Consider the following 14,370-nt stretch of genomic DNA (forward strand, 5'->3'; position numbering starts at 1 on the left):
CGCTGGCGCTGGCGCTGGCGCCGCCGTCGGCACCGACGACGATGGCGCTCTGGCTGCCGCGGGCCGTCGGTGCCGGGTGGTGGCGCGCGTCGCCGCCCTCTGGTGCCGGGCGCCATGGCGTATCGGCCGCGATCGCCTCAATATGGTTGGCATAGCCACTCTCGACCGCCTGGGCGATCACTTGCTGGACATGCGCGATATCGCGCGGCGCCAGCGCCTGGCCAGCCAGGCCTTCCTGCAGCAATTCGGGTATGGGGCCGAACAGCTCAGCCAGGCCCTGCCTGGCCGGCGCCGGCAAGTTATTCACGCCCACGCTGTACACGCGCAGCACGACCAGCGCCGGCGCGTCGGCGCCGTCCTGCTGCAACGGTCCCTGCGTCAGGGTAAAGCGCGTACCGGCACGCAAGGTACGCACGGTCGAACGCGCCTGCCAGCGTTCGCCGCGCGCTTCGAGCGCCTGCATCCGCAGCAAGGCATAGCGTTCGGCCTGGGCCGCATTGGCATAGAAATACTGGCCTGGCGTGTCATAGCTTTCCAGCACGGGCGCGTTTTTCCCGCCCGGCGCCAGCCGCGTCGGCACGCTGGCGCTGACGGCCTTCTTGGCCTTGTAATCGTAGCTGAGCACGGTCGCCACCGCCGTGCGCAAGGCGTGTGCCCGGCTGAGCGCCTGGATGGCGTCGGCCTGCTCCATGGCCCGCGCGCCATGAAAACGGATGCCGCCGCCTTGCGCGCTGCTGGCGTCTTCCGGCACCGCGCTCAAGGCGCTGCTGTCAGCGAACAGTACCAGGCAATGGCCGCCCTCGTGTTCTTCGAAGCGCCAGGCCAGGCCTTCTTCGCCCAGCAGGCGCGTGACGAAGGCCAGGTCCGACTCGCGGTACTGGCAGCAATAGCTGCGCGGCAGCGCCTCGGCCATGAACGGCCCCGTGTCGCCGCTCCAGCGCCAGTCGGCTTGCGGCGCGTAAGCCTGAAACACGCTGTCGACGATTTCGATGACGCTCTTGTCTTGCCAGACGCGGCTGTTGCGTACCTGGCTCAACAGCCATAGCCACGGCGTCAGGCGCAGCCGGAAACGGGCCAGTCCGCCGTCGCTGCCCAGCATCGCCGCTGCGCTGACATAGCCGCTGAAGACAGCGCGGCTGCCGTCGGCCAGGCTGACGTGCAGCGCGGCCCGCTTGCCCAGCAGGGGCGCCAGCGCCACATTCGCCTGCGTGGACAGCACGATGACGTCGCGCACGCCCACGGCCTGCAACTGCTCGTCGGCGACAAACGCTTCCACCAGCCACTGCGCCGTCCCGTCGTCGCCGCCGTCCAGCGACAGCTCATACAACCGCGTCACGCTGCTGAAACCCGCGAGGGAAGCGTTGACCTGAGCGGCGCTGGCGGCGCTCATTTTTCGCCTTTCGCAGCAACTTTCTCCGCCTTGCATTGCGCATTCTCGGCATGGCCCTGGCAGGCGCGCGCGCGGCACGCGGCGGCGGCGTCGCGCTTGAGCGCCGCGCATTGCTGCAACTGGGTCCGCAGATCGGGAACGGTTTTCTTCGGCGTCGGCGCGGCCTGCGCGTGTGCCAGCAGGGCCGACAGCAGGGCGATATCGCTGTCTTCCGCGCGGCGGGCGGGCGTAGCCGCAGGCCCTTTCGCCGGCGGTTTTTTGGCTGCCGGACGGGGTGCCTTGGCCACCTGTTTCGTGACGGGTTGCGAGGCGGCGGCAGGGGGTGACGGCGTTTCCAGCGCCTTGCTCAGGACATCGCCGGGGTGCGCAGCACCCGCATTCCGGGCAGCGCCTGTGGCGGCTGTGGCGGCCGCGCCGGCATCGAGCATCTCGCTCAGGCTCTGCTGCGGTGCGGCGGCGCCGGGCGGCGCCTCGTCACGGATGCTGGCGACGACCGGCGGCGCTTCCACGGCGGCGGTGGCGACGGGCGGGGAAACCGGCGCCGCCGGCGCATCGTCGTCGCCAACCCGTTCTCCGCGCTGCCCCAGCCAGACGCCCGCTGCCAATAACAGCAGCAGCGCGCCCACGCCTCCGCGCAGGGCCAGGCTGCCGCGCCTGGCCTTCGCAGACGCGCCGGCGTGGCCACCCTCGAGCGTGCTCAGGATGCGGTTACGGTCGGCCTCCGCCTGCTGCGCCTGCGTCAACAGGCTGGGCCGGGCCGGGAGCCGGGGGCTATCGTCATGAGTTCGCAAAATGTGCGCTCCTGTAATATTTGCAAGACTTTACGCTATTCAACAAAATCATGACGCGTGCCATAAAATCAACAGTGCGCACCCTCCGCACAATTGAAAAAAGCCGCCCTTAATTATCAGTTTTGTAAGATATACTTCCAGGCAATATCCATCGCAGCCCTGTTTTTCCCGATGGACAGCACCGTTCCCCGCAGCCAAACATTTCTTGATTGAGGTTAGCGTGTTCCTACTCGCGGTAGCGCTGTATTTCATCCTGGCATGCCTGATCAGCTGGCTGATCCTGTTCCCGGCCGGGCGCGATTTCGTGCTGCATGCCGTCGATGGCGCGGAGCAGCGCCTCACCGCCTGCCTGCAGCGCGTGACGAGGCGCCGGCAGATGGGCATGGCCAGCCTGGGACAGCGCAGCAGCGCGCTGTGGGCCCGCACTGCCGACTTGCTGCGCCGTCATTACCTGCTGTGTCTCGCGGGCGTGGCCGCGCTCAGCCTGCCGACCCTGCTGGCCCTGATGGCCGACAGCAAATCCATGCTGGGCGCCTACGATGTATCGACGCGGGAAATGAATATGCAGGTCGCCAGCCTGCTGCAGGGCGAACAGCTGGTGCCGCCCGTCGACCTGCCGCCGCTCGTGTTTGCCACGGAAGAAGTGCGCCAGGAGCGCCCGCTGCTGGTATCGGCCAGCCGCAACTGGACCTTGCTGAATGTGGAATACGCCCAGCGCTTGCTGCTGGTCTTCAAGATCATGAAGGAAAAACATGGCTACGAGATGGCGCTGCTGGAAGGCTACCGCAGTCCCGAGCGGCAAGACATGTTGGCGGGCATGGGTCCCAACGTCAGCAACGCGGCCGCCTTTCAAAGCTGGCACCAGTACGGCCTGGCGGCCGACTGCGCCTTCCTGCGCAATGGCAAGCTGGTCATTTCCGAGAAGGACCCGTGGGCCATGCGCGGCTACCAGTTGTATGGCGAAGTGGCCGAATCGGTCGGCATGACCTGGGGCGGACGCTGGAAAATGATGGATTTCGGGCATACCGAACTGCGCCTGCCCGGCGTAATGAAAAAACACTGAGGGGAGCGCGTATGGCGGGTCCGGTAATCAGATTGGGCGACAAGACATCGCATGGCGGCACCGTGCTGGAAGCATCGGCGGTGAGCGACAGCGGCGGCATCGGCATGGCGCGGGTCGGCGACAAGGTCGCCTGTCCCCTGCCCGGCCATGGCGTCTGCCCCATCGTCAGCGGCGACTCCAGCTTCATCGTCGATGGCAAGCCCGTGGCGCGCCACGGCGACAAGACCAGCTGCGGGGCGCTGCTGATCGCCAGCCAGCAAGCCACCATCGACCAGGCATGACGGCCCTGCCCATACGCGGAGGAGCCCGCTGATGCGCCCCTGGTTGCGACGCGGCCTGCTGACCGTGTCCGTCTTTGCGCTGAGCTGGACGGGCGCCATCGCCTATTGGCGCGACAGCACGCGCATGCCGACGCCGGGCGAACTGGCCGGCGCCATGCTGGCGCTACCGCTGGCCCTGCTATTGATGCTGTGGCTGGGTAAAAAACTGCTGACCAGGCTGCTGGCCGGGCCAGCCCTGGCGGCGCCGGATCTGGCCGCGCCACTCGAGGCCGAGGCGGCGACACCTCCCGCGGCACCGCTGCCGCTGCATATCGTGGCGGCCACCCTGCGCATGCCGGGCGGCGCCACGCCGTCAGAATTGCTGGCCGCCATGCGCTCCCGCCAGGCGCGCCCTGCACTCGACAGCCAGCTGCTCGATGAAGACGGCTATCCCCTGCTGTGCGGCAGGGTGGACGGCATCGACGAAGAAGAGCAGCAGCAAGTGCTGGCCGCCTGGCTGCGCGAGCATCCGCAGGCCGGCCTGGCCAGCGAACCGTTTCCCTTCAATCCGGAAGACGTGCGCGCGCTGGCCCTGGGCGCCGAAGTGCTGGCCGAACTGGTGGACGAAGCCCTGCAGCATACGCTGTCCGCAGGCGCACGGGCCTCGCCGGCCAGCGCGCCGCCCATGCTGCGGCTGCATCTGCTGATGCCCGCCTCGTGGAGCGCCGCCCAGCGCCAGGCCGGCGACGCCTGGCTGCGCCACTTGGCGCGCGAGCAGGGCTGGCCAGCGCAGACATTGCCGCCGCCCGCCGAAGCCGCCAACCGGCCACCCGCGCCGTTTGCCCTGTTGAACCAGCTTGCCGGGCACGCCGCGCCACCGCAGCCGCCCGGCCTGTCCATCGTGCTGGCCTGCGATTCGCACCTGGGCGAGCTGCGCGTGCATGTCCTGGCGAGCCAGGGCCAGCTGTTCAGCGCCAGCCAGGCGAACGGACAGATTCCCGGCGAAGGCGCGGCCGGCCTGCTGCTGGCCATTCCTGGCGCGACGGCGTCACCGGACGAGCCGGCGCCCGTCCTGCTGCACCGCGCCGCCACGGGCGAACTGCCGCAAGGCGCCAGCCAGCGCGGCCCGGCCGACAAGAGCATGCTGGCGGAACTGAGCCGGCAGGCGCTGGCGGCAGCCGGCGAAGATGCGGCGGCCGGCATCGCGCTGGTCAGCGCCGATACCGACCAGCGCGCCAACCGCATGCTCGAACTGATGCAGTGCGCCGGCGCCATCTTGCCCCAGCTGGACCTGGGCGAGCAGGTGCTGGGCGTCGGCACCGCATGCGGCCAGTGCGGCGCCGTCACGACGCTGGCCGCCTTGGCCATGGCGCGGCAGGCGGCGGCCGACGACGGCGCGCACGTTTTATGTCTCAGCAACCTCGATCCACTGCAGCGCGGCGCCCTCGTCATTGGTCCGCCCGCGAAACACGGCACCACCTGATACAGCGACGTCCCATTCACGCACCTTAACGGTTTGCACACTATAAAACTATGATGCAACGATTCTGGCACTCCCTGACTTCACGCACCAGCCTGCTCATCCTCGGCATCGCGGCCGCCATCCTGCTGCTGTTCGCCTGCGCCGTCATTTTCGACTGGCCGGCCATCCGGCTGCTGCCCTTGCTGGCCGCGGCGGCGCTGCTGGGCGCCATCGTGTGGTGGCTGCGCCGCCGCCGGCGCCGGCGCGAGGGTGCCAGCTTCAACAGCATGCTGGAGCAGCAGGCGGCGGGCGCCGCGCCCAAGGCCGGTCCGGTGCAGCGCGAGGAAACCGAAGCCATCCGCAAGCGCATGCTGGAAGCGATCAATACCATCAAGACATCGCGGCTGGGCCAGCTGTCGGGCGATGCCGCGCTGTATGAATTGCCGTGGTACATGATCATCGGCAACCCCGCCGCCGGCAAGAGCACGGCGATCGCCAATTCCGGCCTGCAGTTTCCTTTTGTCGACAGCAAGATCGTGCAAGGCATGGGCGGTACCCGCAACTGCGACTGGTTTTTCACCACCGACGGCATCCTGCTCGACACGGCCGGGCGCTACGCCATCAACGATGAAGACCGCGCCGAATGGTTCGGCTTTCTCGGCCTGCTGAAAAAGCACCGCAAGCGCGCGCCGATCAACGGCATCATCATCGCCGTCAGCATTGCCGAGCTGACCGGCAGCAAGCCCGAATTCGCCATCGAACTGGCCAAGAACCTGCGCCAGCGCGTGCAGGAACTGACGGAGAAGCTGGAAGTCCATGCGCCCGTGTACGTGGTCTTCACCAAGGCCGACCTGATCACCGGCTTCAGCGAATTTTTCCAGGATGCCGAACGCGCCGAACGCGACAAGGTCTGGGGCGCCACCCTGCCCTACAGCGTCAACAGCTCGAAGCAGGATGTGCTGGAGCAGTTCGACCAGCGCTTCGATGAGCTGTACGATGGCTTGAAGGACCTCAGCCTGGCCAATATGTCGCTGCTGGGACGCGAGCGCATGCCGCCCGGCGTGTTCACCTTCCCGCTGGAATTCAGTTCCGTGAAGGGACCGCTGCGCGCCTTCATCGCCACCCTGTTCGAAGAAAATCCCTTCCAGTTCAAGCCCGTCTTCCGCGGTTTCTATTTCACCAGCGCGCTGCAGGAAGGCGCCTCCGTCTCCGCCTCGTCGGAACGGGTGGCGCAGCGCTTCGACCTCAAGCCGCAGCAGCAGGAACACAAGACGGTCCAGGCCCAGGACCAGCACGGCTATTTCCTGCTGAACCTGTTTCGCAAGGTGATCTTCGCCGACAGGGAACTGGTGGCGCAATACGCCAGCCCGCGCAAGACACGCTTGCGCTATGCCACGTTTTTCACCGCCATCGCGCTGGCCGGCCTGGCGCTGGGCGGCTGGAGCTGGTCCTACCTGGCCAACCGCCAGCTGGCGGCCAACGTGCAGGCCGACCTGGAGCAAGCCATCAAGGTGCAGGACCAGCGCCTGGACCTGCAGTCGCGCTTCCAGGCCCTGGAAATCATGCAGGACCGCATCGAGCAGCTGGAAGCGTACCGCAGCAAGCGGCCGCTGGCGCTCAGCCTGGGCCTGTACCAGGGGGATTTGCTGGAGCGCAAACTGCGCGAGGAGTATTTTTCCGGCCTCAAGGAAGTCATGCTCGCGCCGGTGGCGCAGTCGCTGGAATCGTTCCTCGCGGAAGTAAACGCGGGCGCCGACCGGCTGCAGCCGCTGACGCCGGCACCTGCCGGCACGACGGCCGCTGCCACAGTCGGCACGGCAGCCGTTATGGCGGTCGGTACGACAGGCCAGCCCTTCAAGGATGCCGCGCCGACGAATGTGGAGGATGCCTACAACGCCCTGAAAACCTACTTGATGCTGGGCGACAAGTCACGCGCCGAAGCCGGCCACCTGAACGACCAGCTGACCCGCTACTGGCGCGGCTGGCTCGACGCCAACCGGGGCAACATGCCGCGCGAACAGATGATCCGCAGCGCCGAGCGCCTGATCTCGTTCTACCTGACGCAGATCGACGACCCGTCCTGGCCGCAGATCGAGAACAAGCTGGCCCTGGCCGACCAGTCGCGCGACAGCCTGCGGCGCGTGGTGCGCGGCATGCCGGCGCGCGACCGCGTGTATGCGGACGTGAAGGCGCGCGCCGCCACGCGCTTCCCGTCGATGACGGTGGCGCGCATCGTTGGCGAGCAGGACAAGGAACTGGTGCTGGGCAGCTATGCCATCCCCGGCACCTTCACGCGCGACGCGTGGGAAAAATACATCCAGCAGGCCTTCCAGGAAGCGGCCAACCGCGAATTGCAAAGCGCCGACTGGGTATTGAAAACGGCGTCGAAGGACGACCTGACCCTGGAAGGCAGCCCGGAACAGATCCAGAAGGCGCTGGTGGAACTGTACAAGACCGATTACGCGCGGGAGTGGCAAAAATTCATCCAGGGCGTCAGCATCCGCGAATTGAACGGTTTCGACAATGCGGCGCAGGCGATGAACCGCCTCGGCGATCCGCAAGCCTCGCCCCTCAACAAGTTGATCGAGACGGTGTACCAGGAAACCTCGTGGGACAACCCTTCCCTGCTGGGCCAGGGCTTGCAGCGCGCCCAGCGCGGGGCGATGGACTGGTTCCGCGAAACGGTGCTGCGCCAGAAGCCTGCCGCCGCGGCGGCGGGCCAGGCCGGCGGCGCCATGCCGATGGGCCCCGTCGGCCGCGAATTTTCCGGCGTGGCGCGCCTGGTGGTGGCACGCGACAAGGATGCCTCGCCCATGCGCGGCTACCTGGCGGCCCTGTCGAAGCTGCGCGTGCGCTTCAACCAGATCAAGAACCAGGGCGACACGGGCCCCGGCGCCAAGCAGCTGATGCAGCAGACGCTCGATGGCAGCGGCTCTGAGCTGGCCGACGCGCTGAAATACGTGGACGAGCAGATGCTGACCGGCATGAGCGACCAGCAAAAGCAGGCCATCCGCCCGCTGCTGGTGCGCCCGCTGATGCAGACCTTCGCCGTCATCGTCAAGCCCACCGAGACGGAAATCAACAAGGTATGGCTGGCGCAGGTGCTCGAACCGTTCCAGAAAACCCTGGCGCCGAAATATCCGTTCGCGCCCGACTCGCGCATCGAGGCGAGCAATGCCGACATCGGCCAGGTATTCGGCCCGGAAGGCGCCATCGCCAAGTTCTTCAACACCACCATCGGCCCGCTGGTCGTGCGGCGCGGCGACGCCATCAGCGCCAGGACCTGGGCCGCGATGGGCATCACCCTGGCGCCGCCGGTGGTGGCCAGCCTGCCCGGCTGGGTCGCCCCGCTCAGCGCCAACGGCGTGGCCACGGCGGCCGGCGCCGCCGAAGCGCAGACGCGCTTCGACCTGCAGGCGCTGAGCGCGCCCGGCGCCACCGAATATACGATCGAGATCGATGGCCAGGCGCTGCGCTGGCGCGGCCAGCCGCAGCCCTGGGTGCACATGGTCTGGCCCAATCCGCAGGGCGTGCCCGGCTCGCGCATCAGCGCCATCACGCCGGAAGGGCGCACCGTGGTACTGCTGAACGAACCGGGTCATTTCGGCCTGAAGAAGATGATCGACTCGGCCAGGCGCACGCGCAAGGAGGGCGGCGTATTCGAACTGAGCTGGGAGAACGGCGGCGTCACCGTGATGGCCAACCTGAAGATCGTGGCCGCGACCGCGCCGGCCGCCACCTCCGCCGGCAACCAGGGTTTCCGCGGCCTGAAACTGCCGGAATCGGTCGTCATCGGGGCGCCGGAAACGGCCGCCGCCATCGCCGGGAACACGCCATGAGCCGCCCTACCGTTACCCAGATCGGCTATTTCGGCAAGATCCCCAGCCGCGGCGACTTCATCAAGCACGGCGACAACCCGGCCCTGCTGAAGATGCTCGATGAGTGGCTGGCCAACGCCATGGAACTGATGACGGCCGATGCGCGCTGGAAGCTGACCTACGACGCGCTGCCGCCGCTGCATTTCGCCTTCATCGGCCCGCGCCGCGGCCGCGCCATCGCCGGGCATATCGCCGCCAGCAGCGATGCCTCGTCGCGCCGCTTTCCCTTCCTGATGATGGGCGCCATGGAAGTGGCGCAGCCGGCCGGCTTCGTGCCGACCAGTCCGCTTGTGCTGTCGCGCCTGTGGAACCGCCTCGACGCCCTGAGCGCCGAAATGTGCGGCGCGGCGGCCGGCGCCGCGCTGCCGGCCGCCGCCGCAGGCGCCAGCATCGAACTGGACTTGCGCGGCAGCGCCTACGATGCGGCATTCGACGATTTCCTCGGCTTGCAGACGGTGGGCGCGCTCGACGCCCTGCTGGCGCCCACGGGTTTTGGCGGTTCCGTGCGCCAGGTGCTGCTGGCCCTGGGCATGCTGCTGCAGCCCGTCATGGCCAGCAGCTCCAGCCGGCTGGAAAAAAGCCTGGAACTGCCGCTGCCGGCCGACCCGCTGTACCGCAACCTGGTGGCGGCCTTCTGGATGCACCTGATCGCCCCGTTCCTGGCGCGCGCCGATTTCGAACTGGCGCTGTTCATCACCCGCATCCACGGCCGCCATGCGCTGGTGCTGGGCTTTTGCGGCGCCTCGGCGCAGACCCTGCACGCCATCATGGAACCGCAGGCGGCGCTGGAACACCACATCGGTTTCGACGACCTGGCCTGGGTCGAGGAACACGCCAACAGCGACTACGCCATCAAGAAAGCCTCGAGCTACCTCGCGCAGCCCAACCTGTCACTCAAATCGGCGCACGACACGTTTCGTGCCGCCTTCATCGGGACCTGATCATGCGCCACCTCCGCCTTGCCATCCTTCTCAGCCTGGTATTCGCCCCGGCCGGCGCCAGCGCGCAAAGCGCCGCCGTGCCGGCGGCCGCTGTCTCGGCGCCCGCCGCCGCCACGCCGCAACCGGGCCAGGTCTTGGCCAGCGGCACGGTGCCGGACGAAGCGGCCAAGGCGGCGGTGCTGGTGCGCCTGCGCGAATTGTATGGCGCCGACAAGGTGGTCGACCAGATCGCCGTCGGCCAGGTCGCGCAGCCGGCCAACTGGAACGCCTATGTGCAAAAGCTGCTGACGGCGGACCTCAAGCAGATCCGCCGCGGCCAGCTGAAGATCGAAGGCAGCGTGGTCAGCGTGCGCGGCGAAGTGGCCAACGAAGCGCAGCGGCAAAAGATCGCCAGCGACTTCGCCACCAGCCTCAATCCCACGTACACCGTCAACAACGGCTTGCGCGTGTCCGCCTCCGAGCAGAACATCCTCGACGGCACGCTGGCCAACCGCACCATCGAATTCGAGAGCGGCAAGACCACGCTGACGCCGTCTGGCCGCGCCATCCTCGACGAAATGAGCGCGGCGCTGCACAAGCTGGCGGGCCGCAAGGTGGACATCATCGGCCACACCGACAACCTGGGACTGCGCGCCAGCAACCAGAACCTGAGCCAGGCGCGCGCCGAGGCGGTCAAGACCTACCTGGCCGGCAAGGGCATCGACGGCGACCTGCTCAGCGCTTCCGGACAGGGCCCGGACCGTCCCATCGCCAGCAATGACAGCGCCGATGGCCGCGCGCGCAACCGCCGCATCGAATTTCGCATGGTCCAGTAAGACCGCCACGCTTCCCGCAAGCTATCCGCCCCACTGCCGAGAACACACATGATTTCAGCCGACCAGCTCCTGCTTCCCATCAGCGCCGAACAGCCATGCGGCGTCGACCTGTCCTTCTCCACCGACTTCGACGCCATCGGCCAGGCGCGCAAGTTCGACGACCCCACGCTCGACCAGGGCGAGTGGGTCACCGACCTGAAGGAAGCCGACTGGGCCTTCGTACTGCAACGCTGCGCCACCCTGCTGGGCGAAAAGAGCAAGGACTTGCGGCTCGCCGCCTGGCTGGCCGAAGCTTGCGCCAGGCAAGACCATTTGCGCGGCCTGGGCGAAGGCTATCGCCTGCTGGCGGGCCTGCTGCGCCAGTACTGGGACCTGGGCCTGTACCCGCAGCCCGATGGCGACGACCACGAGCAGCGCATCGGCAACCTGAGCTGGATCCTGGCGCGCACACCGTCCCTCGTGCGCGCGATGGCGCTGACGGACAAGCAGTCGGGCGGCTGGTCGACGGTCGACTTCGAGACGGCGCGCAAGCGGGCCGCCAGCAACCAGGACGGCGTCAACGGCACCAAGCTGGTGGACATGGAGGCGGCGCGGCGCGGCACGTCGGCGCAGTTCCGCGCCGCCTTTGCCGCCGACGCCCAGTTCTGCCTGGACGCGCTGGCCGAGCTGGAACAGGCGGCCGATACCCGCCTGGGCAGGGATAGCCCGGGCTTTTCCATGGCGCGCGAGGCCCTGCAGGCGATACAGCTTGCCCTGCCTGCCGCCGCCACGGCCACTCCTGCCTCCAGCGTCGCCGCCGCGCCGATGCCGGCTGGCGGCCAGGCGGCGGTGGCCGGCGTGCCGGCGTTGCTGCCGGCGGCGCCCGGCGAGCTGCAAAGCCGCGCCCAGGCGCTGGCGCAGCTGCGCCAGGTGGCGCAGTACTTCCGCCAGACGGAACCGCACAGCCCCGTCTCCTACTTCGCCGACAAGGCCGCCAACGCCGGCGAGCAGAACCTGCACGAATGGCTGCGCGGCGTGGTCAAGGACGGCGCCTCGCTGGCCCACATCGAGGAGCTGCTGGGCATTACGCCCGGCAGCGGCCACTGAGCCGGCTAGACGCCTATTTGATCGTGTACCGGAACTGCCCCTGCTTGCCGGCGCTGGCCTTGATGCGGCTGATGCCCTGCCCTTCCGCCATGCGCGCCAGCACGGCTTCGGCGATTTCCGGCAGCAGGCTGCCATTCAGGATATTGTCGACATTGCGCGCGCCCGAATCGACTTCGGTGCAGCGCGCCAGCACCGCCTCGACCAGCGCCTCGTCGTAGAGGAACTCGGCCTGGTGATTGGCGGCGATGCGGGCCGCGATGCGGCCCAGCTTCAGGCCGATGATACGGGCCAGCACATCGTCGCCGAGCGGATAATAGGGAATCACCTTCAGGCGCCCAAGGAACGCGGGCTTGAAAACCTTCAGCAGCTGCGGGCGGATGGCCAGCTCCAGCTGCTCCGGCGTCGGCAACTGCTCTTGCGGCAGGTTCAGGCACGCCTGCATCATGGCGGCCGACGCCACGTTCGAGGTCAGTATGATGATGGTGTTCTTGAAATCGATCTCGCGTCCCTCGGCATCGTCCATCACGCCCTTGTCGAAGACCTGGAAGAACAGCTCCATGACATCGGGATGCGCCTTTTCCACCTCGTCGAGCAGCAGCACGCTGTACGGATTGCGGCGCACCGCCTCGGTCAGCACGCCGCCTTCGCCATAGCCGACATAGCCGGGCGGCGAACCCTTCAGACCCGACACGCTGTGAGCTTCCTGGTATTCGCTCATGTTGATGGAAATAAGCTTGCGTTCGCCGCCGTACAGCACGTCGGCCAGCGCCAGCGCCGTTTCCGTCTTGCCGATACCGGACGGGCCGACGAACAGGAACACGCCCTTCGGCTTGTCCGGGTCGTCCAGGTTGGCGCGCGCCGTGCGCACGCGCTGCGCCACCGCCTCGATCGCGTGGGGCTGGCCCAGCACGCGCTCCTGCAGCAAATCCTTCAGCCGCAGCACCGTCTTGAGTTCATCCTTGACCATCTTGCCCAGCGGGATGCCGGTCCAGCCGGCGACGATTTCCGCCACCACGTGGCCGTCGACCTGCACCGGCACCAGCGGCGTCTCGCCCTGCAGCGACGCCAGTTCGGCCTGCAGCGCCAGCAGCTCGCGCCCCTGGCCCGCGTCGGCCGGCTTGCCCTCCTCGAGCTGCCGGCGAATCGCCCGGATCTGTTCCGACAGCGCCTTTTCGCCATCCCAGCGCGCGGCCAGCTGCGCGTGTTCCTGCGTGGCGGCGCCGCGTTCGGCGTCGAGTTGCTGCAGCCGCGCGCCATGGCGCGCGCCGCCGCTCTCCTCGCGCGCCAGGGCCGAGGCTTCCGCATCGATGCGCTCGCGCCGGCGCGCCACGCTGTCGAGCAGGGCCGGCGTGGCGCTCTGCCCCAGCGCCACCCTGGCGCAGGCCGTATCGAGCACGCTGATGGCCTTGTCCGGCAGCTGGCGGCCCGCGATGTAGCGGTGCGACAGGCGCACGGCTTCGGTGATCGCCTCGTCGAAGATGCGCACCTTGAAATGCTGTTCCATCAGCGGCGCCATGCCGCGCAACATGGCGCACGCCAGCTCTTCGCTCGGTTCCTCGATCTTGACGACCTGGAAGCGGCGCGCCAGCGCGGCATCCTTTTCAAAGTACTTTTTGTATTCGCCCCAGGTGGTGGCGGCGATGGTGCGCAGCTCGCCGCGCGCCAGTGCCGGTTTCAGCAGATTAGCCGCATCGTTCTGGCCAGCGCTGCCGCCGGCGCCGATCATCGTGTGCGCCTCGTCGATGAAGAGGATGATGGCGTGCGCGCTCTTGCCCACTTCGGCGATGACATTTTTCAGGCGGTTCTCGAATTCGCCCTTGACGCTGGCGCCGGCCTGCAGCAGGCCCATGTCCAGCGTGTGGATTTCCACGCCCTGCAGGATGTCGGGCACGTCGCCCTGCACGATGCGCAGCGCCAGGCCCTCCACCACGGCCGTCTTGCCGACCCCGGCCTCGCCCGTCAGGATGGGGTTGTTCTGGCGGCGCCGCATCAGGATATCGATCGCCTGGCGGATTTCCATGTCGCGCCCGATCACGGGATCGACCTTGCCGGCGCGCGCGCGCGCCGTCAGGTTGACGGTGAACTGGTCCAGCGCCGGCGTTTTCGACGCCGCCGCGCCGGCCAATTCCCCCACGGGATCGCCGCCGGCGTCGCCCGCCTCTTCCTGCCCTGCAGCCGCCTCGCCGGTTTCCTGCGAACCCTCGGTCAGCTTGTCGAGTCCGTGCTTGATCTCGTCGAGCTTGAATTCGTGGAACAGCGCCGAGCCCCGGTAGGCCAGTTGCGCCAGTTCCGGCTCGGTCAGCAGCGCCTGCAGCAGGTGACCGCTGCGGATGCTCACCTGCCGCCCGGCCCGCAAATCGAGCGAAGCGATCAGCCAGGCATGCTCGAACAGTTTCGGCAGGCGCACGGAAAACACGGGCGTGCGCGCGTTGCCCGTCTGCAGGCGCGCCACTTCGGCGCGCAAATCCGCTTCCAGCATGCTCACGCTGACGCCGCTCCTGCGGGCAATCAGCACGAAATCGCTGCGCGGCTGCTCCAGCAAGGCGAGAAAGACATGCTCCAGGTCGACTTCATACTGCCCCAGGCCGACGCACAGACTGGCCGCGCGCGTGGCGGCCGTGCGGCAGGTGTCGTTCAACTTGCTGATCAGGGTTTTCAGGTTGATGCTCATGGGGCGGCGGTCC

General features: G+C 67.9%; 10 protein-coding genes. 7 read left to right on the forward strand and 3 right to left on the reverse strand.

Features of this window, described 5'->3' with window-relative positions; genetic code table 11:
• Both NCG91_RS26915 and NCG91_RS26920 read right to left on the reverse strand, forming a co-directional pair.
• Nucleotides 1-1,390 (reverse strand): type VI secretion system Vgr family protein (locus NCG91_RS26915; protein WP_251351907.1); only part of this gene is annotated, 1,390 nt, incomplete at its 3' end.
• Complete coding sequence (locus NCG91_RS26920; protein ID WP_251351908.1) at nt 1,387-2,181, reverse strand: hypothetical protein; 795 nt, start codon at nt 2,179-2,181, stop codon at nt 1,387-1,389. The genes NCG91_RS26920 and NCG91_RS26915, both read right to left, overlap by 4 nt.
• A 220-nt stretch (nt 2,182-2,401) precedes the next feature.
• On the opposite strand from NCG91_RS26920, the gene NCG91_RS26925 reads away from it, so the two are divergent.
• Genes NCG91_RS26925 through tssA form a run of 7 tightly spaced genes read left to right on the forward strand, consistent with a single transcriptional unit; the run spans nt 2,402 to nt 11,686 of the window.
• Entirely contained in the window at nt 2,402-3,244 is an 843-nt protein-coding gene (locus tag NCG91_RS26925) for a M15 family metallopeptidase (RefSeq protein ID WP_251351909.1), read from the forward strand.
• An 11-nt stretch (nt 3,245-3,255) separates the two neighbouring features.
• Nucleotides 3,256-3,525 carry a PAAR domain-containing protein gene (locus NCG91_RS26930; protein WP_077402302.1) on the forward strand — a complete coding sequence of 90 codons (270 nt, stop codon included), beginning with the start codon at nt 3,256-3,258 and terminating at the stop codon, nt 3,523-3,525.
• Between the two features lie 31 nt (nt 3,526-3,556).
• Complete coding sequence (locus NCG91_RS26935) at nt 3,557-4,987, forward strand: hypothetical protein (RefSeq protein ID WP_251351910.1); 1,431 nt, start codon at nt 3,557-3,559, stop codon at nt 4,985-4,987.
• 53 nt (nt 4,988-5,040) lie between these two features.
• A complete protein-coding gene (gene tssM, locus NCG91_RS26940; protein ID WP_251351911.1) occupies nt 5,041-8,805 on the forward strand; it encodes a type VI secretion system membrane subunit TssM in 3,765 nt (1,254 codons plus the stop codon).
• The gene (gene tagF / locus NCG91_RS26945; RefSeq protein WP_251351912.1) at nt 8,802-9,785 is read left to right on the forward strand and encodes a type VI secretion system-associated protein TagF; all 984 of its coding nucleotides are present in this window, start codon (nt 8,802-8,804) and stop codon (nt 9,783-9,785) included. Before tssM ends, tagF begins: the two co-directional genes overlap by 4 nt.
• A gap of 2 nt (nt 9,786-9,787) precedes the next feature.
• On the forward strand, nt 9,788-10,600 hold the full coding sequence (locus NCG91_RS26950; protein ID WP_251351913.1) for an OmpA family protein: 813 nt from the start codon (nt 9,788-9,790) through the stop codon (nt 10,598-10,600).
• A gap of 48 nt (nt 10,601-10,648) precedes the next feature.
• The gene (tssA, locus tag NCG91_RS26955; RefSeq protein ID WP_251351914.1) at nt 10,649-11,686 is read left to right on the forward strand and encodes a type VI secretion system protein TssA; all 1,038 of its coding nucleotides are present in this window, start codon (nt 10,649-10,651) and stop codon (nt 11,684-11,686) included.
• Between the two features lie 13 nt (nt 11,687-11,699).
• Here tssA and tssH read toward each other — a convergent pair whose 3' ends face one another.
• Entirely contained in the window at nt 11,700-14,357 is a 2,658-nt protein-coding gene (gene tssH, locus NCG91_RS26960) for a type VI secretion system ATPase TssH (protein WP_251351915.1), read from the reverse strand.
• Between the last annotated feature and the right edge of the window lie 13 nt (nt 14,358-14,370).

The organism is Janthinobacterium kumbetense, from assembly GCF_023703445.1.
Lineage (GTDB): Bacteria > Pseudomonadota > Gammaproteobacteria > Burkholderiales > Burkholderiaceae_D > Janthinobacterium > Janthinobacterium kumbetense.